Origin of the sequence: Psychrobacillus lasiicapitis, assembly GCF_006861795.1 — a bacterium.
GTDB classification, from domain to species: domain Bacteria; phylum Bacillota; class Bacilli; order Bacillales_A; family Planococcaceae; genus Psychrobacillus; species Psychrobacillus lasiicapitis.
The window spans coordinates 112,580-133,886 of the sequence record NZ_VDGH01000008.1 but is presented as its reverse complement, the minus strand read 5'-3'; the positions used below and the strand labels follow the sequence as shown (position 1 = coordinate 133,886).

The 21,307-nt window shown below is 38.2% G+C and carries 20 protein-coding genes; 17 read left to right on the top strand and 3 right to left on the bottom strand.

Annotated elements, in window-relative coordinates; genetic code table 11:
* Positions 1 to 6 precede the first annotated feature (6 nt).
* The 3 genes from FG382_RS14405 to FG382_RS14395 all read left to right on the top strand — a co-directional run bounded on the left by FG382_RS14405 (position 7) and on the right by FG382_RS14395 (position 3,852).
* Positions 7 to 2,136 carry a choice-of-anchor I family protein gene (locus FG382_RS14405; protein WP_142539589.1) on the top strand — a complete coding sequence of 710 codons (2,130 nt, stop codon included), beginning with the start codon at positions 7 to 9 and terminating at the stop codon, positions 2,134 to 2,136.
* Positions 2,137 to 2,440: 304 nt separating this feature from the next.
* Positions 2,441 to 2,908, top strand: coding sequence for a nucleoside deaminase (locus tag FG382_RS14400; protein WP_142539588.1), 468 nt, complete (start codon positions 2,441 to 2,443; stop codon positions 2,906 to 2,908).
* 53 nt (positions 2,909 to 2,961) lie between these two features.
* Entirely contained in the window at positions 2,962 to 3,852 is an 891-nt protein-coding gene (locus FG382_RS14395; RefSeq protein WP_142539587.1) for an NAD-dependent epimerase/dehydratase family protein, read from the top strand.
* A 79-nt stretch (positions 3,853 to 3,931) separates the two neighbouring features.
* Here FG382_RS14395 and FG382_RS14390 read toward each other — a convergent pair whose 3' ends face one another.
* The gene (locus FG382_RS14390) at positions 3,932 to 4,741 is read right to left on the bottom strand and encodes an alpha/beta fold hydrolase (protein WP_142539586.1); all 810 of its coding nucleotides are present in this window, start codon (positions 4,739 to 4,741) and stop codon (positions 3,932 to 3,934) included.
* Between the two features lie 359 nt (positions 4,742 to 5,100).
* On the opposite strand from FG382_RS14390, the gene FG382_RS14385 reads away from it, so the two are divergent.
* A complete protein-coding gene (locus FG382_RS14385; protein ID WP_142539585.1) occupies positions 5,101 to 5,850 on the top strand; it encodes a gluconate 2-dehydrogenase subunit 3 family protein in 750 nt (249 codons plus the stop codon).
* A gap of 21 nt (positions 5,851 to 5,871) precedes the next feature.
* A complete protein-coding gene (locus FG382_RS14380) occupies positions 5,872 to 7,584 on the top strand; it encodes a GMC family oxidoreductase (RefSeq protein ID WP_142539584.1) in 1,713 nt (570 codons plus the stop codon).
* Positions 7,585 to 7,750: 166 nt separating this feature from the next.
* Here the strand turns inward: FG382_RS14380 and FG382_RS14375 are convergent, their stop codons facing one another.
* Both FG382_RS14375 and FG382_RS14370 read right to left on the bottom strand, forming a co-directional pair.
* Positions 7,751 to 9,016, bottom strand: coding sequence for a TRAP transporter large permease (locus FG382_RS14375; RefSeq protein ID WP_142539583.1), 1,266 nt, complete (start codon positions 9,014 to 9,016; stop codon positions 7,751 to 7,753).
* The gene (locus tag FG382_RS14370; RefSeq protein ID WP_142539582.1) at positions 9,004 to 9,501 is read right to left on the bottom strand and encodes a TRAP transporter small permease; all 498 of its coding nucleotides are present in this window, start codon (positions 9,499 to 9,501) and stop codon (positions 9,004 to 9,006) included. Before FG382_RS14370 ends, FG382_RS14375 begins: the two co-directional genes overlap by 13 nt.
* Before the next feature lie 336 nt (positions 9,502 to 9,837).
* On the opposite strand from FG382_RS14370, the gene FG382_RS14365 reads away from it, so the two are divergent.
* From FG382_RS14365 to FG382_RS14310, 12 genes are all read left to right on the top strand, one after another.
* Positions 9,838 to 10,866: a DctP family TRAP transporter solute-binding subunit gene (locus FG382_RS14365; protein ID WP_142539581.1), complete on the top strand. Its 1,029-nt coding sequence runs from the start codon at positions 9,838 to 9,840 to the stop codon at positions 10,864 to 10,866.
* Between the two features lie 48 nt (positions 10,867 to 10,914).
* The gene (locus FG382_RS14360) at positions 10,915 to 12,258 is read left to right on the top strand and encodes an MmgE/PrpD family protein (protein ID WP_142539580.1); all 1,344 of its coding nucleotides are present in this window, start codon (positions 10,915 to 10,917) and stop codon (positions 12,256 to 12,258) included.
* A gap of 21 nt (positions 12,259 to 12,279) precedes the next feature.
* Positions 12,280 to 12,666 carry a 4-carboxymuconolactone decarboxylase gene (pcaC, locus tag FG382_RS14355; protein WP_142539579.1) on the top strand — a complete coding sequence of 129 codons (387 nt, stop codon included), beginning with the start codon at positions 12,280 to 12,282 and terminating at the stop codon, positions 12,664 to 12,666.
* Between the two features lie 346 nt (positions 12,667 to 13,012).
* A complete protein-coding gene (locus FG382_RS14350) occupies positions 13,013 to 14,356 on the top strand; it encodes an MmgE/PrpD family protein (protein WP_142539578.1) in 1,344 nt (447 codons plus the stop codon).
* A gap of 29 nt (positions 14,357 to 14,385) precedes the next feature.
* On the top strand, positions 14,386 to 14,928 hold the full coding sequence (locus FG382_RS14345; RefSeq protein WP_142539577.1) for a PaaI family thioesterase: 543 nt from the start codon (positions 14,386 to 14,388) through the stop codon (positions 14,926 to 14,928).
* Between the two features lie 90 nt (positions 14,929 to 15,018).
* Positions 15,019 to 15,864, top strand: a complete 846-nt coding sequence (locus FG382_RS14340; RefSeq protein WP_142539576.1) for a fumarate hydratase — start codon at positions 15,019 to 15,021, stop codon at positions 15,862 to 15,864.
* A gap of 30 nt (positions 15,865 to 15,894) precedes the next feature.
* Positions 15,895 to 16,443 carry a Fe-S-containing hydro-lyase gene (locus FG382_RS14335; protein ID WP_142539575.1) on the top strand — a complete coding sequence of 183 codons (549 nt, stop codon included), beginning with the start codon at positions 15,895 to 15,897 and terminating at the stop codon, positions 16,441 to 16,443.
* 18 nt (positions 16,444 to 16,461) lie between these two features.
* Positions 16,462 to 17,370, top strand: coding sequence for an NAD(P)-dependent oxidoreductase (locus FG382_RS14330; RefSeq protein ID WP_142539574.1), 909 nt, complete (start codon positions 16,462 to 16,464; stop codon positions 17,368 to 17,370).
* 10 nt (positions 17,371 to 17,380) lie between these two features.
* The gene (locus FG382_RS14325) at positions 17,381 to 18,055 is read left to right on the top strand and encodes a GntR family transcriptional regulator (protein ID WP_142539573.1); all 675 of its coding nucleotides are present in this window, start codon (positions 17,381 to 17,383) and stop codon (positions 18,053 to 18,055) included.
* A gap of 23 nt (positions 18,056 to 18,078) precedes the next feature.
* The gene (locus tag FG382_RS14320) at positions 18,079 to 19,170 is read left to right on the top strand and encodes a tartrate dehydrogenase (protein WP_142539572.1); all 1,092 of its coding nucleotides are present in this window, start codon (positions 18,079 to 18,081) and stop codon (positions 19,168 to 19,170) included.
* 38 nt (positions 19,171 to 19,208) lie between these two features.
* Complete coding sequence (locus tag FG382_RS14315) at positions 19,209 to 20,081, top strand: HpcH/HpaI aldolase/citrate lyase family protein (protein ID WP_142539571.1); 873 nt, start codon at positions 19,209 to 19,211, stop codon at positions 20,079 to 20,081.
* A gap of 54 nt (positions 20,082 to 20,135) precedes the next feature.
* Complete coding sequence (locus FG382_RS14310; RefSeq protein WP_142539570.1) at positions 20,136 to 21,302, top strand: mandelate racemase/muconate lactonizing enzyme family protein; 1,167 nt, start codon at positions 20,136 to 20,138, stop codon at positions 21,300 to 21,302.
* Positions 21,303 to 21,307 lie beyond the last annotated feature (5 nt).

Genomic DNA, 21,307 nt, shown 5'->3' with positions numbered 1-21,307 from the left:
AAAATTATGAAAAAAAATAAGGTGAAAAAAACAGTAATGGCTACGGTGCTTGCGACCTCATTGTTTTCATCAACAGGTGTTAGTTTTGCAAGTAGCTCTTTACAAGATATAGTGGAACAAGCGCGTAAAGATATGAAAGAGGCGTCTTACGCTTATGTAGTACCAGCTCAAAAAGGAAAAATTACGACGAGTATGGATCTTTACCCTGCACTTAATACAGCAAAAGAAAGCTATCAAAAAGCAAAAGCAGCAATAGAAAAATCGAGGGTAAAGAACAAAAAAGCATTATTAAGTGATTTAGAAGACTTATACAATGAAAGAATTACAAAAGGCGTAATTCCATATATTGATGCGTATAACTATGCTACTCAATACATAACTCCAATCATAGAGGCAATCGAAAAAGCAGAGTCAGATAAAGACTCGGTTGAAGTAGAAAAACAATTTCAAAAGCTTTCTTATCAATTGAAAGAAAGATCTGCAATTATGTATCGCTTCACAGGCAAAGCACCACGTGACCTACTTTTAGCTAAATTCAAAACACCAGCTGATAGAAAACATGCACAACTCGTGGCATCCAAGTCAAATGAGAATGAAGCACCACCTCTTTATAATTCTAATCCGGAACAACTAGCAGTTAAACAAGTCGCTCGGTATGACAGTGGTCAAGGAGAAACTGGCACGGAAATTTTAGCTTATGATGAAAAACTGAAGAAAGCCTTCGTTACAAATGGTGCTGTTGGTGGATTTGATATTTTGTCATTTGCTGATGTTAGATCAGCTGAATTTACACAAGTAGATTCAGCTAAACGCGTTGTAATTGAGGATTACGGTGTTAAAGGCGTAAAGAACATTACAAGTATCGCTTCTCATCCAACGGAAGATTTAATCGCCATTGCTGCTTACGCTGAAAAAACAGATCTAGGCTATATTATTTTTGCTACTAAAGATGGGAATTTTGTGAAGGCTGTTCAAGTTGGGGCTTTACCAGACATGGTGACATTCACTCCTGATGGGAAAAAAACAATTGTTGCAAATGAAGGGGAACCTAATAAAGATACGACCATTGATCCAGATGGTTCAATTTCTATCATAGATGTACCTTCATTTGAAGAAACAACACTAACTTTCACCGAAGCTATGTTAGATGAAAAGGTGCGCATGTCTTATCAAGGCAAAGGTTCTTCCTACTTAGCACAACTGGAACCAGAATATGTATCGGTATCACCAGATAGCAAAACAGCTTATGTAACACTACAAGAAAACAATGCTATTGCTACTGTAGATTTAGTTAGCGACAAAATTATGTCGGTAAAAGGATTAGGAGTTATCGATCATTCTGTAGCTGGAAATGAAATCGATGCAAACAAAGATGATAAAGCGATTGGTATTAATAAAGCACCAATACTTACCTGGCATATGCCAGATGCAATAGATTCTTTTGTAGTTAATGGTAAAACGTACATCATTACACCGAATGAAGGTGACTCTCGTGATTATGTAGATGATGGTGGTTATTCGGAAGTAGCGAATCTTGCTGATATCGAGTTGCCAATTAAACTAGATGCTTCTAAATATGAAGGTTTTACCCAAGCAGAACTAGATAAATTTGATTTGTCCACATTAGAAGGCTATAAAGTGACGACAGAAAATGGATTAAATGCTGAGGGCACTGCATATGAAACAATTTATGGTTATGGTGGACGTAGCTTCTCGATTTTTGATGCGAAAACGTTAGAGCAAGTATATGACAGCGGTAGTGAGTTTGAACGTATTATTGCTGAGAAAACACCGAAATATTTTAATACGAATAGCGATGAGATAAAAGTAGACAGCCGAAGTGATGACAAAGGTCCTGAGCCCGAAACAGCAGTAGTTGGTGAAATTGACGGAATAACTTATGGATTTATCGCTTTAGAACGTTATAGCGGTATTATGGTCTATGATTTAACCGATGTAAAAGCACCGAAATTTGTCACTCTTATTTCAAGCCGTGACTTCTCAGAAGATGCTGCTGGGGATGTTTCACCAGAAGGATTATTATTTATATCAGCTGAAAAGAGTCCAACAGGCAAAGCATTACTAGCTGCAACTCATGAAATCTCAGGAACAGTTGCAATATATGAATTTGGATAAAAAGCAAAAGAAACGGACTTTCGAACATTCAAGCATTCATACAAATGATACAAAATAAAAGTACAAAAGGGCTCTCCATCATCGACCTCAGTCGACTTTGGAGAGCCCTTTTGGAGATGTCTTTGTCTTCTTGATAAGTACAAGAATGGGACTCGGAAATTTAAGATATCATTGGGGTTAAAATTCTTAATATATTCGCTACTTCCAATGCATTACACTCTCAGATAGTGAAATAAAACTATATTAAAGGTGCCTGGAACCCGCAATAGAATGATATGATGTTCTCAAAGGGAGGAGGCTTAGCATGGATAACTTTATGAAGCGCGCGGTTGAATTGGCTATCGAAAATGTTCGAGATGGGGGACAGCCTTTTGGTGCAGTTCTTATAAAGAATGAAGAGGTCCTTGGTGAGGGAGTAAATGAGCTGCATATGAAGTATGATATCAGTGGGCATGCTGAGTTGCTGGCTATTCGACGTGCACAAGAGTACTTACAAACGAATGATTTATCTGGCACTACAATGTATGCTAGTGGATTTCCATGTCCGATGTGTTTTGCAGCAATGCATTTTGCTGGAGTAGAGAGAATTTATTATTGTGCAAGTTTGGAAGAGGCAAAAAGTGTGGGCCTTGGAAAATCGGCAGTTATTTATGAAGACCTACAAAAGGAAACAGAAGAGAGAGTGTTGCCGATGGTTAGGATGGAGCTTCAAGAAGAAATCGAAAACCCTATGAACTTATGGAGAGAGTTTAATAAAAAGGGTATGTTATAGGTTCTTTAATAGAAGGAGATTAGAGTAATAAATAAAACAAAGGGGATTAAAAAATGAGCAAAGCATTAGTATTAGGGGGAACAAGGTTTTTCGGTGTGCATTTAGTAGAAGCGTTGCTAGCGAAAGGTTTTGAGGTGACGATCGCAACAAGAGGTAATACGCAGAATCCTTTTTCAACACGTGTGAATAGAATCATAGTCGATCGATTGAATGTGGAAGAGCTTAAGGAGCTATGCGGCAATGAAACATGGGATATCATTTTTGACCAGATCTGTTATTCCTCTCAAGAAGCAATGGAAGCGATACAAGTGTTTCAAGATAAGACGAAAAAGTATGTGTTCACTTCCTCCAAATCAGTTTACGATGCAGGTAATGGAGAAGTAGGTTTTGTTGAAGAGGATTTTAATCCATGGAAACACACGATCGTTCAAGGCCCAAAAGAGGATTTTTCCTATAACGAAGGAAAAAGGCAAGCGGAAGCTGTATTTTTTCAAAAAGCACCATTTACTGTGGTAGCGGTGAGATTTCCTATCGTGTTGGGTTTGAACGATTATACAAAACGCCTTCATTTTCATATTGAAAAAATCCGCAATCATGAGGAGATACACTTAGTAAATCCAGAAGCAACCATTGATTTTATTACGGAAGAAGAAGCTGGAAACTTCTTAGCATGGATTGGTCTTTCAGATTTTACTGGACCAATTAATGCGTTATCTAATGGAAAAGTTAAGTTAAGCGACATAATCACTACTATAGAAGAAAAGACACAAACTTCAGCGATCATTACTTCTATACCGAATGAAACCAATGTGTCGCCGTTCAATATTTCAGAGTCTTGGTTAATGGACAATGAAAAGGCTAGAAATTTGGGCTTCCAATTTAGAGATTTAGAAGAATGGTTGCCTGTACTTATTGGAGATATTTTAGAGACAAATAAAAACTAATCGATCAAATCGATTAGTGACATACCTAACAAACAAAAGCTATTTCACAAATAGAAATCCATTCGTGAAATAGCTTTTTTCATCCTATAAACTTCGCAAGTTCCTCATTGAATTTTTCCATCTCACAGTAAAATAAACCATGTCCACTGTATTCAAACGGTATCAATATAGAGCCTTTAATACTCCGATGCATTAATTCGGCAAAATCGTAGGGGCATACTTTATCTTGTTTTCCATGCAAAATAGCCGTTGGAACGTTTATATGTCGTAGGTCATTACGAAGATCTTCATCTCGAAGGGAGGCTAAACATTTAGCCGTAGCGTTACCAGATGCGGCTAATCCCAGATCATGAAACCAATCAATAAAATCTTTTGATAAGTAGCGTGCGAAGAAGATATCTCCAAAATTACTTAGCATTTTAGGGCGATCTGTGTAAGTCTCTTCTATTAATTTATCTACTTCCTCCACTGTTTTTCCATAAGGGAAATCTTGCCGCCTTGTAAAAGCCGGGGCAGCAGCACCTATTAGCGCAAGTTTTGCCACTTTATATCCACTATATCTCGCCATATATCGAATGGAAATAGCTCCTCCCATTGAATGCCCGGCCAGTGTTATATCTTCTAGACCAAGTGTATCAATAATGATTCGAATATCATCTGCCAATCGATCATAGAAATAACCGCTCCACGGTTTACTCGATTTCCCAAAACCGCGAATATCAATTCCAATACAGCGGTAGCCCATCGCTGGAAGCTGGTTGAATTGATACTCAAACATTCGATGATTCGCGGGCCAGCCGTGAACAAATAAAATCGTCTTATTCGAAGTTGTGTTAATATCCTCCACAAAAATATTAACGCCTTTTTCCACTTTCACGTAATAACCCATTCGTATTCCTCCAATGAGCAGCTTTTTACCGACTTTACTAATGTATGAGCGATAAAAATGGGATATGCACTAATCATTGTTGTTACGCTACATTTACCTAGTAATAATAGTGTTAGGAAGTTTGGTTCACCTAGTAAAAACTGAAATGAAAGGCTATCAGACCTAGTAGGATGTGTTAGTGAGTAAGTTAAATGTGACTTTTTATGTTTAATGTAAAAAGTTTAGGGTAAAGATTAGCGGTTGTAAAATTGCAATTATAGAAAAAATATTATCGGTAGTGATTGAGTTTGGTTATATTTGTCTATGCTTTTAGGGAGTAGGTATTTTTTGAAATCACTATTTTTAAGGAGACTATGAGTATGCCAGAAGAAAAGAAAAATCTTTCAACGAGAAGAGACTTTTTAAAAACGTCGGGAGTTGCCGCTGGAGCTTTAATTGGTGGGGGATTAATCGGTGGGTTAGTTGGTTATAACGTTAATGACAACAAATCAGCTACTACACCAAAAGGGACTAGTCCGAGTGATCATACTCAACACGCGAATGCTGGGTTCCAATTTTTCAAGAACAACCGAGATTTTGAAGTGCTTTCAAATGCAACAGAACGTATTTTTCCTAAAGATGATTTAGGACCAGGTGCAATTGAGTTGGGAGTCCCTTATTTTATTGATCGTCAATTAGCCGGTCAGTATGGAAGCAACTCGAAAGAGTATATGCACGGACCATTTGCAGTAGGAGCTCCAACACAAGGATACCAAAGCCGTTTAACGCGCGCTGATGTGTTTAAGCAAGGTATTGAGAAGCTGGAAGAAGAGGCAAATAAAAGATTTGATAATGGATTTTCAAGCATTGAGCCGGAGCAAATGGATGAAATTTTAACTGCTTTTTCAAAGGATGAAGTGAAGATGTCGGGAACAACAGCTGCCTTTTTCTTTAGAATGCTTCGATCTGCAACATTAGAAGGTGCTTACTCCGATCCGATGTATAGCGGAAACAATAATATGGACGGATGGAGAATGAAAGGGTTTCCAGGTCACCAAATGTCCTATATCGCTGTAATTGAAAAAGAAGAATTCCAAAAAATCGAGCCAAAGTCACTTGGCAGCATGTAAGAAGAGAGAGGGGTATTACGAATGGCTACTACATTACCAAAAGTAGATGTTGTTGTTGTTGGATTAGGTTGGACAGGCGGTATCATTGCTGCTGAATGTGCGAAAGCGGGTCTAAAGGTTCTTGGTTTAGAGAGAGGGGAAGCGCGAAACACGGAAGATTATTTGAAGGTTCATGACGAGTATCGTTATGCGGTTCGATATGAACTGATGCAAAACCTTTCAAAAGAAACGATTACTATTCGAAATAACCGTAAAATGCCTGCGCTCCCAATGCGTCAATTAAGCTCTTTTTTACTTGGTGAGGGACTTGGAGGTTCCGGGACGCATTGGAATGGACATTCCTGGAGATTCTTGCCTTATGATTTTCAAATTAAAACGATGACGGATGAAAAGTATGGACCCAATAAATTATCGAAAGATTATTTGCTACAAGATTGGGGAGTTACCTATGATGAGTTAGAACCTTACTTTTATAAATATGAACAAACGCTTGGAATTTCTGGTGAAGATACGAATCCTTTCTGGGGGAAACGATCACAACCATTTCCAACGCCACCGATGAAAAAGACACCGATTTTAAAGAAATTTGAAAGCGCTACACAAAAGCTTGGATACAATCCGTTTATGTTACCTTCAGCGAATTTGTCTGAGCCTTATACGAATCCAGATGGAGCAGCGATCAATAGTTGCCAATACTGTGGTTTCTGTGAGCGTTTCGGCTGTGAATATGGTGCAAAGAGTTCTCCAGAAATAACTGTAATACCGACGGCAGAGAAGACGAAAAACTTTGAAATGCGATTCCGCTCAAATGTCGTGGAAGTGATTAAAAATGGCAATAAAGTATCCGGCGTTAAATACTTAGATACACTTTCTGGTGAGGAATTTATCCAAGAAGCAGAAGTAGTTGTCCTATCAAGTTATGTGATGAATAATGCAAAACTTTTAATGGTATCTAACATAGGTGAACAATATAACCCTGATACAGGAAGAGGTACGCTAGGAAAGAATTATTGCTATCAAATCCTTCCGGGTGCTACTGGTTATTTTGATGAGCAGATGAATACATTTATGGGTGCAGGAGCACTTGGTATGACGATTGATGATTTTAATGGCGATAATTTCGATCATAGTGATTTGAATTTTATTCATGGTGGTAGTATTTCCATTACTCAAACAGGCTCTAGACCGATTGAAACCAATCCAATTCCACGTGATACACCTACATGGGGAGCGGAATTCAAAAAGAACTCTATTCATAACTTTACTCGTACATTAGGAATTGGAACGCAAGGTGCATCTATGCCGCACAAAGAAAATTTCCTTTCTTTAGATAGTACCTATAAAGATGCTTATGGATTGCCACTTCTTCAAATGACGTATAACTTTACCGAACAAGACCGTGCTTTGCATAAGTATATCACCGAAGTTACGCAGAATATCATGAAAGAAATGGGTGCTAAAACAGTCGAAGGTAAAAATCCTATTACTGACTATGATATTGTCGGTTATCAGACAACACATAATACGGGCGGTACGATTATGGGAGCAAGTCCCGATAATAGCGTAGTGAATACTTACTTACAGCATTGGGATGCTGAGAATCTATTTGTAGTTGGAGCAGGTAATTTCCCTCATAATGGTGGTTATAATCCGACTGGAACAGTAGGAGCATTAGCATATAAGAGTGCTGAAGGTATTATTAAATACAGTAAATCGGGTGGATCACTCGTTTAAGATAAACTAATACAGTGTTGAAAAATAGATGCTATTTCCGGATATTTTATCGGGATAGCATCTTTCTTTTCATTAATGCCCGACATACTGATCAAATAACAAAACAAAGCCAAGAACCTGGAATCTTAGAAATCCAATGGCTCTTGGCTTTGCTATTAACCTACTATTATTTTGCGAGCAATAGAGATATTTCTGGGAAAATGATAATAAGTACAAGTACAATCGCGAAAATCGCGAAAAATGGTATCACACCTTTGATTACACGATCGACTTTTTCCTCGGCGATAGCGCTGACGACGAACAAATTGAGTCCAACTGGTGGTGTAATCATACCCAGTTCCATATTTACTACCATGATAATTGCAAAATGGATCACATTGATATCCAAAGCTGCAATAATTGGCAATAAAATTGGAAGTGTAATTAGAATGATAGCAGTTGGCTCCAAGAACATTCCAAGTATAAAAAATACAATACTAATGATGATTAAAAACGTCCATTTGTTAAAACCACTATCACTTACCCAAGTAGCAAACTCTTGTGGAATTTGTTCTGTTGTTAAGAACATTCCTAATATAAGTGCAGCGGCAATAATTAAAAAGATCATCGATGTCGTAGTAACAGATTCCGTTAGAATTTGCTTAAATTTAGCCCAATCTAATTCTCTGTAAATAAAGATGGATACAATAATAGCATACAAGCAAGCTAGGAAGGATGCTTCTGTTGGTGTAACGATACCACTATAAATCGCTCCTAATATTAGAACGGGCATTACTAATCCCCATATAGCTTTTAAAGTAGGTCTCCAACGCTTATTTAACGGCACCTTTTCTAGTCCGCCATAGCCTTTTCGATGTGCTACAATCACGGCATAAACCATTAATGCAAGGCCAAGCAATATGCCTGGTAAAATACCTGCAGAAAATAGTTTTCCTGTGGATTCTTCGGAAACAGAGCTATAAAGAATAAGTGGGATAGAAGGAGGAATTAAAATTCCAAGAGTCCCAGCTGCTGCAACTAATCCCATTGCATAATTTTTATCGTATCCTGCTTTTACCATCATTGGAATCATAATCGCTCCAATAGCTGCTGCAGTAGCAGGGCTAGATCCAGAAATAGCAGCAAAAACCATACAAGTTAGAACAGCAACGACCGATAAACCACCCTTTGTATGACCCACCCAAGTTTTAATACACTCGATCAAATACTTGGAAATTCCACCCTTAGCCATTATTAATCCCGCGAACACAAAGCCAGGAATGGCCATTAGTGTAGTACTATTCACACCCGTAAACATTTTTTGAATAACGGTGTTAAGTGAGAAGTCTACTAAAAATAGACCAGTGACACTAGAGACGACTAAACTTATGGCGATAGGAACTCTCAAAAAAGCTAACACAAACAATAAAACAATAACGATTATTGCTGCCACTCTAAATCACTCCCTCCCGTAACATCTTCTTTTTTAACAAAAAATCTATAGGCTTTCTCACAAAAGCGTATAAATAACAAAGCACCTGCGATTGGCATGATTAAGTAGTTAATCCAAATAGGGAAACCAAGATCAATCGTTTTAATAGCCTGTTCGTGCGCTACTAAAACCATTTCTAAGCCTGTCCAAAAGATAAAAATACTAAAGCCAATCCCAATAACAAAAGTAATAACTTGACAGAAACCTCTTATTTTCGGACCTGATTTGTCGTACAGAAACTCGATGGCTATATGTTTATCGTCTTTTAAAGCTGTAGAGAATCCTATGAAAATCGCCCATACAAGTAGCATCGTATAAACTTCTGTTGCCCAGCTTTGAGAAGCCCCGATTACATACCTCATAAAGACGGAGTATAGGCTAATTGCAATACCCACAAGGAAAAAAAGTCCGGATAAAGCGCTTTCAATAAAATTTAAAATTCTCAATAAAATTCCTCCCCTTATTAACTTTGTATTTCGGATACAGGATTACAAACCAATGATAATATAGGAATATTCAAAAAACAATACCATAATGCAGAATATACTAAATATTTTAATTTTTCTTTACAATGGTTTTTTGTTGTGATAATTTGTTACTTGAGTTGTATCCAATAAACAAAATTCATAACATGTAAGACAACTCTTATTAAATCTTCACAAAGATAATAAGAAAGCGTGGTGTGCAGAAGTAAAATGGAAAAGCTTGTTTGAAAGCCCTTTCAACTAAAGATGCAATACTCGAATTTATTGTCTTAACATTAAAAAATAAGGGGGATTTTTGTGAAAAAGTTATCTATATTTTTATTATTTGTTTTATCCATATTCGTATTAGGAGCTTGTCAAAGTGATGAAAAAGTAGCTGTATCTGGTGCAAGTAGCGATGGAGTTCAGGAACTAAAGATTAAATTTTCTCACGTTGTTGCGGAAAACACGCCAAAGCATCAAGGTGCACTAGCTATGAAAGAGTATATTGAAAAAGAATCGGATGGCAAGATTAAAGTAGAAATTTATCCAAATAGCTCCCTATTTGGAGATCAAGATGAATATCAAAACTTAGTAGCAAATAATATTCAATTTATCGCACCTGACTTAACAAAATTCGTTGGAAACAATCCACAATTCAACGTGCCTGCACTTCCATTTGCGTTTGCTGATGATGAAGAAGCGATTGCATTCTGGGATGGAGAGAAAGGACAAGAAGTTTTAGGAAGTCTTAAAGATGATGGTGTTCTTGGGTTATCTATGTGGCCAAATGGTGGAAAACATTTAACGAATGGTAAGCACGCAATTAGTTCACCAGCAGATTTGAAAGGTTTAAAATTCCGTACGCAAGGTGGTCAAGTATTAGAATCTATGTATACAGCACTTGGAGCAGGTTCGGAGTCGATTCCTTTTGGAGAATTATACACTGCACTTGACCAAGGAGTAGTAGATGGACAAGAAAACACATTTAGTAATATTGAATCGAAAAAATTCGATGAAGTTCAAAAGTATATGACAATCATGAACCATACACGCGTAGACTACGCTGTATTTACAAACACAAAATTCTGGGACAGCATGAATGACGCGACAAAAGCAATAGTAGAAGGTGGATTGGCAGCAGGTACGGAAGTGGCACGAGCAGAAGCAAAAAGTTTAAATGAAAAAGCACTAGAAACGATTAAAGAAAGAGGCAATGTAGAAATTGTTGAATTAACACCAGAGCAAATTGAAGAATTCAGAAAAGTACTAGAGCCTATTTATGAAGAATATGAGGATGAAATCGGTGCGGATGTAATTGAAGCAGCAAGAAATGCTGGGAAATAAAAAATCAAATCGACCTGACAATAAGGCCGTGTAAAAAGGCGGAATAAGATGGTAACGAAAACATTAGTTAATCATTGTTTGTCCACTTCCTATGATCAAATTCCACAAGAAGTAATACTTCATGGGAAAAGAAGCTTGTTAAATTGGATGGGTGTAGCAGCTGGGGCTTCTACCCATCCCTCTATTGATATATTACTAGAGTTAACCAACGAGTTAAAAACTGCAGAACAAGTTTCCATCTTTGGGAGGGAAGAAAAGGTCGATTTATTAATGGCTACATTAATAAATGGAACCTCATCTCACATTTTCGACTATGACGACACCCACTTAGATACGATCCACCATCCAAGTGGTCCAATTGCTCCGGTAGTTTTTGCTTTAGGAGAGCACTTAGGTTTCAGTGGAAAAGAGATATTGCACGCATTTATATTAGGGTGCGAAGCAGAACTAAGAATTGCTAACGCTGTTTATCCAAGCCATTATCAGCTAGGATGGCATATTACAAGTTCAACTGGCGTATTTGGTGCAGCTATTGCAGCGGGAATTTTACTAAAGCTAGATGAGGAACAAATGCTATGGGCTCTAGGAATTGCAGGTACGCAATCCTCTGGTCTAAGAGAAGTATTCGGGACGATGACAAAACCATTCCATCCAGGAAAGGCTGCACAAAATGGATTGCTTGCTGCATTGCTAGCTAAAAAAGGTTTTACAAGCTCTGAAAAAATTTTAGAAGCAAAACGAGGCTTTGCAAGTGTACTTGCTCCTGAGCATGATTTAGAAAAAGTAAATGTCAATTGGGGCACGGACTGGGAGCTATTGAAAAATAGTTTTAAACCATACGCTTGCGGAATAGTGCTACATCCTTCGATTGATGCATGTATTTACTTGCATAAGAACGTGTCACTGGAAGACCTGAAATCTATCGAGCTTAAAGTTAATCCTTATGTACTTGAACTGACTGGAAAAGAAACTCCACAAACAGGTTTAGAAGGAAAGTTCAGTGTATATTTCACAGCAGCTATTGCCTTTTTAGATGGTGAGGCGAGTGAGAAGCAATACACAGATGAAAAAGTAAAAGATCAAAAAATCATCGAAATGCAAAAGAAAATAAGCATAACAGTCGATGAAGCGATAAAAGAAGAAGAAGTTGAAGTAAAGGCCGTATTAAAAGATGGATCTGAAATAACACATAAAGTAGAGCATGCAAAGGGCAGCATCCAAAACCCTATGGTAGAAGAGGAGCTCTTAACAAAATTTAATAGTCTTGTAGAAGACATCTTAGGGAAATCAAGCACAGAACAGATGGCAAAGATTCTATTACATTTAGATGAGTATCCTTCCATTGATGAGTTGATTCAGTCCAATAAAAAGAGCGAAGTGCTATCCAAATAATAAAAGTTAGGAGAATGATTCATGAACAAAGAAAAGTTTGATATAGGCATAGAAATCCGAAGAAGTGTACTCGGAGCGGAGTACGTTGACAGTTCAATTCAAAATGCCACAGAGTTTAATATGCCAATGCAAGAATTAGTAACAGAGTATTGCTGGGGAGAAATCTGGGCAAGACCTGGCTTGCCAAAGAAAACTAGAAGCATGTTAAATCTTGCGATGATTACTGCTTTAAACAGACCGCATGAGTTAAAACTTCACGTAAGAGGGGCTATCAATAATGGTCTAACAAAAGAAGAAATTCAAGAAGTATTTTTACAGACAGCCATCTACTGCGGAGTGCCGGCAGCAATTGATAGTTTCAGAACAGCAAAAGAGGTTTTCGATGAAATGGATAAAGAAGAAAACTAAAAAATTTTGAGGTTTTCTTTTGGATACAAAATACAAGAGGACACGCTAATTAGTAGATACCCTATACAAAAAATATAAACATACACCATAGAAATAGGGAATCGTGCGATTCGAAGAGTATGCTTTGCGATTCCAGCTATGAATCTTGTGATTTGTAGTAGACCTTGCGATTCTAGTGTTGCATATTGCAATTTGTAAATTTTACCTTACAAATCCAGCCTTTTGTTAAAAGCCTATTGTAATAAACCTATCAGTAAATCTTGAGGGGAAGCTTCAAGAAAAAATAGAGTGGCCCCTTAAGATGCACCTAGTGCTTTTCTTATATTCCGTAAAGGAGATTTGATACATGGATTTAAGTAAAGAGTTAGCTAAATACAGTCAAGCATTAACCTATGAAGAACTGCCACCCGAAGTGGTAGAGTTTACAAAGCTTTGTATTTTAGATTATTTTGGTTCAGCTATTGCCGGTTCTAATAAAGTGCCGATCAAGATGATCAGCGAACTTGTGGAAGAGATGGGCGGTTTGGAACAAGCGAGTCTTTTTACTGGGGGAAAATCATCAGCTGTCAATGCAGCACTCTTGAACGGAGCTGCGAGTCATATAGTAGAGCTGGATGATATTCACAAAGGGTCTATTATCCATGCAGCTACCGTTGTTATTCCAGCTGCTCTTGCGGTAGCACAATGGAAGAAGCTGTCTGGTAAAGACTTAATAACGGCAGTCGTTATTGGTTATGAAGTTTGTTTTAGAATTGGAGAAGCAGTTTCTCCGTCTCACTACTATTACTGGCATAATACTGCGACATGTGGAACATTTGGTGCTGCAATTGCGGCTGCTAAATTACTGAACTTAACGGAAGAAGAAATGGTTTTTGCGTTAGGAAATGCAGGTACACAGGCAGCTGGATTATGGGAATTTATAGTAGATGGGGCAATGACCAAGCAATTACATTCTGGAAAAGCAGCGATGAATGGACTTCTAGCGGCACTTTTAGCACAAAAAGGTTTCACTGGCCCAACGAAAATCTTAGAAGGTGATCGTGGGTTCTTCAAGGCGATGAGTGAGCAATATGATGTCTCCAAAATAACAGAAGGCTTAGGGAAAGAATTCAAAATTCTAGAGAATTCCTTTAAAATTCATGCATCCTGTCGCCATACACATCATGCAATCGATTTATTAATCGAGGTTTTCAAGGAACGTAAACCAAGCTTGGAAGAAATTGAGTCTATAATTGTTAAATCCTATAAAGCAGCGATTGATATAACCGATAATGATAATCCGACAACCGAGTATGCTGCTAAATTTAGTCTGCAGTTTTGTTCCGCATTAGCTATTTTAAAGGGTAGCGCGGGCTTGTTTGATTTTAATGAAACAAATTTATGGGACGATCAGATCCGGCAGTTATTGAAAAAAGTGAAGGTGAGTATTGATCCCGATATTAATGCAAATTATCCGGAACAATGGGGTGCTACAGTGGAAGTTGCTTTAGCAAATGGAGAAACGATTCAAAAACAATCCGATTTTCCAAAAGGCGACCCAGAAAACGCGGTGACTTCCGAAGAATTGGTCGAGAAGTTTACAACTATGACAAACGACATTTCTGCTACAAAAAAAGAACAGATTATACGAGACATTTTAGCACTAGAGTTAATAGAGAATACGGAAACTTTAATGACTCGCATTTCATAAAAGATGCTAGATAAAGAGGGAGAAATAGGATGGGATCTAATAAAACCGAACAAATCAATTTGATACAAAACAGACTAAAAAATTTAAATGATGATGAGTTAGATCAGATTTCCTATTTGCTGTCTCTTTATCAAGCTTCCTCTACTGAACAACCAAAAACAAATATTCCCATGCATTTTTTAGGGAGATTTCTAGGTATCGAGCAAAAGGAAGATGGCACAACCGAAATGAAATTAGGAATTCAAAATGAGAATACATATGGTGTTGCACAGGGAGGTTCCATTTACACATTAGCGGACGTTGCCATTGGATTTCAAATTTTAAAATCGCTCGAAAAAGGAGAAAAGGTTTTCACATTAGAGTTGAAGGTGAATTTTATCAGAAAGGGGCAAGGAGCTCGTTTAATCGCAATTCCGATTATTCTTTATCAAGGAAAGACGACAGTGGTGTCGGAGTGTGATATCAAAGATGAAGCAGGAAATTTAATAGCAAAGGCACTTGGTACCTTTTATCTTCAATCAGGAACGAAGATAAAGCCTCCGGCGGATGTCACAGATTTTGAAAGGAGTTAATCGAGCTTGCTCGATTCAAAATCTGGACGCAATTACGCCGAGGCGTAATTGATTTTGTGCGTTAGAAAAAAGGAGAAAGTAGGATGGTAGATGAAAAAAATCCATTATGAAAATATCGTGGAACAAGTTGCGGAGATATGTAAGAAATCGAATTACAATTTGGGGGAAGATGTTTATTCTGCTTTTAAACTAGCGCTACAAACCGAACAATCAGAAATAGGCAAAGAAGTAATTTCTCAGTTAATCGAGAATGCGGATATTGCCAAAGCCGAACAAGTTCCCATGTGTCAAGATACCGGAACAGCTGTCTTTATCGTGGAAGTCGGTCAGGATTGTCATATTGTGGGGGGAAGCTTGGTTGATGCGATTAATGAGGGTGTCAAAAAGGGTTACGGAGAAGGTTATTTACGAAACTCTATTATTTATAATCCATTAAATCGCAAGAATACAGGGGACAATACACCAGCCATCGTTCATATCGACTTAGTGGAGGGAGACAATATAACGATCCATATGACTGCAAAAGGTGGAGGTGCAGAAAATATGAGTGACCTGAAAATGCTAAAACCTTCAGATGGGATTGAAGGAGTGAAAAAGTATATTTTATCAATCGTAAAAGAAGCAGGTCCTAATGCATGCCCTCCTCTAGTAGTAGGTATTGGGATTGGTGGGAACTTTGAGCGCTGTGCTTACTTGGCGAAAAAATCATTGTTTCGCCCGCTAGGTGTTCGTCATGAAGATCCGGTTGTCGCCGAACTGGAAGAAGAACTGATGTCGGAGATCAATCGACTAGGCATTGGTCCTCAAGGAATGGGAGGAAATACAACAGCACTTGATGTGAAAGTGGAGGTTGAATCCTGTCATATCGCCGCATTGCCAGTTGCAGTTAATCTCAACTGTCACGCTAGCCGACACCAAACCATTACTTTAACTTAATTCAGCAAATGATATTAAGGAGGGCAAACTGTGCCAAAAAAGATAAATCTACCATTACAAGAAACTGATCTTATGGCGTTAAAAGCAGGTGATCGTGTCCTGTTATCTGGCGTTGTTTATACAGCTAGAGATGCAGCGCATAAGCGAATGATTGAACAAAAAAAAGAAGGAATTCCTTTTCCAATCGATTTGACCAATCAAGTTATTTATTATGTTGGTCCGACTCCGGCAAAGCCAGGCATGGTTATTGGTTCAGCTGGACCAACGACTAGCGGCAGAATGGATTTATATACGCCACGTTTACTCGAGGCTGGGTTGAAAGGAATGATTGGTAAGGGGTATCGGAGCGAAGAAGTGAAGCAAGCAATGATCAAGCATAAGGCGGTCTATTTTGGAGCAGTTGGTGGAGCTGCCGCATTGATTGCTCGTTCGATTAAATCCTCCGAAGTAATTGCATATGAAGATTTAGGGACAGAAGCCATTAGGAAGTTAACGATTGAGAACTTTCCGGTGTTTGTCATTAACGATGCACACGGTGGAGATGTTTACCAAGAGGGCGTAGCTCAATATAAATCTTAAATAGAAGGGATTGGAATTATGAGAGTAGGAATTATTGGTTTAGGTAATATGGGAGGCAGGATAGCAACAAGGCTATTAAAGCAAGGAGTGGAAGTCGGCGTTTTCGATGTAAATAAAGATTTTGTTCAAGCTTTAGTTGGTTTAGGTGCAACAGAAGCAGAAAGTCCAGCAGATTTAGCATCGAAGTTTCCGTATGTGATCACGGTTCTCCCGAATGTGTTTATCGTAAAGGAAATTTTAACAGGGCAGGAAGGCTTGATGAAAGGCCTACGCCCGAACAGTCTATTGATAGATATGACCACCTCCATCCCATCTGTGACGAAGGAATTACATGCCATGTTAGCTGCTGAAGGGTTGCGAATGATTGATGCTCCTGTAAGTGGAGGGGTGAAGAAGGCGGAAGATGGAACTTTATCCATAATGGTTGGCGGAGAAGAGGACCACTTTGAAGAGGTTAAACCGCTTTTAAGCCATATAGGACAGAACATTATTCATGTTGGTGAAATTGGGGCGGGTCATACGATAAAAGCATTAAACAATATGATTTCCGCCACGACATTAGCAGCAACAGGCGAAGCAATGGCTCTTGGGGTAAAACTAGGATTAGACCCATCTAAAATGTTGGATGTTATTAATTCTAGTACAGGAAGGAGCTTTTCGAGTGATTTTAAATTCCCGACCCAAGTGTTAACGAGAAATTTCGAGGTAGGATTTACACTTGATCTAATGGTGAAAGATTTAAAAATTGCCATGAATATGGCAGAGGAAGAAAAAGTGCCAATGTTTATATCAAGTGCCTCTTTTCAATTATGGAAACAAGCATGGTCGAACGGAAAAGGAAATGAAGACCATACGGCCATTGTTAAACAAATAGAAGAAATGTTCGACGTGGAAATAAGAGAAAAGAGTATATCCGTAACTAGATAGGGAGTGTACAATGGAAAATTTCAAATTAACGGAACAGGATAAAGCCACTTTACAGTCCAAAGTAACGACCAAACTAAGAGATCTCATACTAAAAGGTGAATTTAAAATGGGTGATCGGCTCACCCAAGAAGAATGGGCCCAAAAATTAGGAGTTAGCAGAATGCCTCTTCGGGAAGCGTTGAGACAGCTAGAAGTAGAAGGTTTAGTTCGTATGGAACCAAGAAAAGGTGCCATCGTCACACCTATTTCTATTGAAGACATTGAAGAAATCTATCGACTCAGACAAATGTTAGAAGGAGAGGTAGCAGTTCAATCTCTTCCGTTTTTAGACGAGGAAGATATAAAGGAATTAGAATACTTATACGATAAAATGCTGAATTTAAAGCATACGGAAAGTGAAATGGAATTATATATGAAACTCAATAAAGAATTTCATCAAATTATTATAGAAGCTTCTCCAGGAAGAAGAATCAAGGGTTTTATCCATACATTGTGGCAAGGGGTTCCGCAGTATACACCAAGTTTACTTGCAAAGCACCTTTCAGATTCTCATGAGGAGCATCGTCTGATGGTGCAATATATTAAAGAAAAAGATGCGGTCCGATTAAGAGAAGTAATGGAAAAGCATATTAGTCGAACAAAAGATAATTTAATAAAAATGATCAATAAAAACCAAAGTATATAGACAAAATGGAGAGGAGTTTTAAAATGAAAAAAATTGAGTTATCGGTCATTCCTGGAGATGGGATTGGGAAAGAAGTAGTACCAGAAGCAATACGTGTATTAGACACAGTAGCAAATATTCACGGAGGATTAAAATTCAATAATATCGAGTATCCATGGAGCTCTCAGTATTATGTGGAGCACGGGAAAATGATGCCAGATAATGCTTTAGATTTACTAAGTCAAAGCGATGCAATCTTTTTAGGAGCGATCGGAGACCCGGCTCTCGTAAAAGATCATATTTCATTAGGAGGATTATTATTAAAAATCCGTAGAGAATTTGAACAGGTGATAAATGTACGTCCTGCAAAACTATTAAAAGGAATGGTATCTCCTTTGTCCAACCCAAAGGACTTTGACATGATAATAGTTAGAGAGAATAGTGAGGGTGAATACAGTAGTAGTGGTGGAAGAGTCCATAATGGCATAGACGAGATCGTCGTGCAAAATGCTGTTTTTACAAAAAAAGGCGTTTCTCGTGTGATGGAATATGCATTTGAGCTAGCGCGTAAAAGAAGTGGCCACTTAACTAGTGCTACAAAATCGAATGGAATTGTCCATTCCATGCCATTTTGGGATGAGGTCTTGTCGGAAATATCTCAAAAATACTCGGACGTTCAGATGCAAAATATCCATATCGACGCATTATCTGCGTTTTTCATCACCAAACCACAGACGATGGATGTAGTAGTAGCTAGTAATCTTTTTGGAGATATTTTAAGTGATATAGGTGGAGCAATTATGGGCAGTATTGGAATTGCACCTGCTGCTAATATAAACCTAAATGGCAAATATCCTTCCATGTTTGAACCAGTCCACGGCTCTGCTCCTGATATTTACGGAAAAGGAATTGCGAATCCAATTGGGCAAATTTGGACAGCGAAAATGATGTTGGATCATTTAGGTGAGGAAGAGCTGGGGGCACTCGTGTTAGAGGCAATTGAAGATACATTGCATGCAGGTATTAAAACTCCTGATATTGGTGGTAAATCTACTATGACAGAAGTAACAGATACCATTATTAGCAACATAGAAGAAAAAGCTAAAAGTGGCGTTCTTAATAGTGTAACGAATTAATGTATCCAATAACCAACGAGTAAATGAGGGGAAAAATAATGAGTCTAGCAAGATCCTATTTATTTGTACCTGGTACTAACAAGGACATGATTAAAAAAGCGATTGCATCTGATGCAGATTGTATCATTCTCGATTTAGAGGATGCAGTCGCATTAGCTGAAAAAGAAAAAGCAAGAGAAGCATTAAAAGAATCCTTAATAAGGTTTAGCAAGGAAAAAGAGATTTTCGTAAGAATGAACGATTGCGAGACCTCTTTTTGGGAGGAAGATTTGATCTGTGCGGTAGCAAATGGTGCAGCAGGTGTAGTCGTTCCTAAATCGGAAAGCGAGCAGAATATAAGACTTGTTTGTCAGAAAATCCGAGAAGCAAGCTCGGATTCAGCTTCTAATTTTCAAGTGATTCCTTTAATCGAAACAGCAAAAGGAGTCCAATTTGCGTACGCTATTGCAGCTGCGGATGAGATGATTTCCAAAATGGCTTTTGGTTCGATCGATTTTTCGTTAGACATTGGATGCGAGCTTACAGCAAGTGGATTGGAACTATTATTTGCCCGTTCACAAATTGTCATAGCCTCTAGGGCAGCTGGTATTGAGGCACCTATCGATACTGTCTTTGCGGATTTCAATGATGTAGCAGGTTTTGAAAATGAAGCGAAAATTGCTAAACAGGTAGGTTTTAAAGCAAAGCTAATCATTCATCCGAGGCAAATACCAATAACCAACCAATTATTTTCACCGTCAGAGCAAGAGATCTCGAATGCAAAGTCCATCGTGAAAGCATTCGAAGAGGCAGAAGAAAATGGAGTGGCATCTATAGCAGTAAATAATAAAATGGTAGATTATCCTGTCTACAAAAAAGCAAAGCGCCTACTATTTTATTCAAAGCAGGAAGAGGAGTCTTCCATTTCTTAACTCTTTTACACATATGTGATTCTGAATTTTGAAAAATAAAAAGGAGTGAATAGGTTGAAAATAACCAAAGTAGATGTAAAGACAGTTCCGATTAGTAGTCCGATAAGAAATGCATATATTGATTTTAGTAAAATGACCGCATCTGCCATAGCGATTACAACAGATGTTATCAAAGATGGAAAGCCGGTTGTCGGTTATGGATTTAACTCAAACGGACGGTATGCTCCTACAGCGTTACTGAATGAACGATTTATCCCTAGATTACTAGAGGCGGATGCAAAGGATATAGTCACCGATGATGGGACTAATTTTGATCCACATAAAATACATGCCATTATTATGGCCAATGAAAAACCGGGTGGTCACGGGGAACGCACGGTTGCAGTTGGTGTAATCGATATGGCTATTTGGGATGCGGTAGCCAAAATAGAAGGAAAACCTTTGTATCAATTACTCGCGGAAAAGTATGGTAATGGCGAAGTGGATGAGCAAGTATATATCTATGCAGCAGGTGGTTACTATTTCCCTGATAAAGGATTGAAGGAACTACAAGACGAGATGAAAGGTTACTTAGCATTAGGCTATAAAGATGTGAAAATGAAAGTTGGCGGCGCTTCTTTAAAGGAGGATTTAAAACGTATAGAAGCTGTACTAGATATTTTACCGCAAGGAAGCGGGTTGATGGTAGATGCAAATGGCCGCTTTAACTTGGAATACGCAATTGAATTTGGAGAGAAGATTAAAGACTATGAACTTATTTGGTATGAAGAAGCTGGTGATCCACTGGATTTTCATTTGCAAGCGGAGCTTTCTAAGCGCTATCCACATGCAATTGCAACAGGAGAAAACCTATTCTCCTTACAAGATGCAACGAATTTAATCCGGTATGCTGGGATGAATCCAGAAAAAGACTTCCTTCAATTTGACTGTGCGCTTAGCTATGGGTTAGTGGAGTATGTACGTATTCTCGATATGCTGAAGGAGCATGGTTGGTCTTCTAGACGTTGTATCCCACACGGGGGGCATCAAATGTCTTTAAATATTGCAGCCGGATTAGCGCTTCATGGGAATGAGTCCTATCCAGGTGTATTTGAGCCTTTTGGTGGTTTTGCAGATAATTATGCCGTGGAAAACGGTTATGTCAAGTTACCAGATGCTCCAGGTATCGGCTTTGAAGAAAAATCAGATTTATACAATCTACTATTAAGTATTGGAAAGTAGGAGGT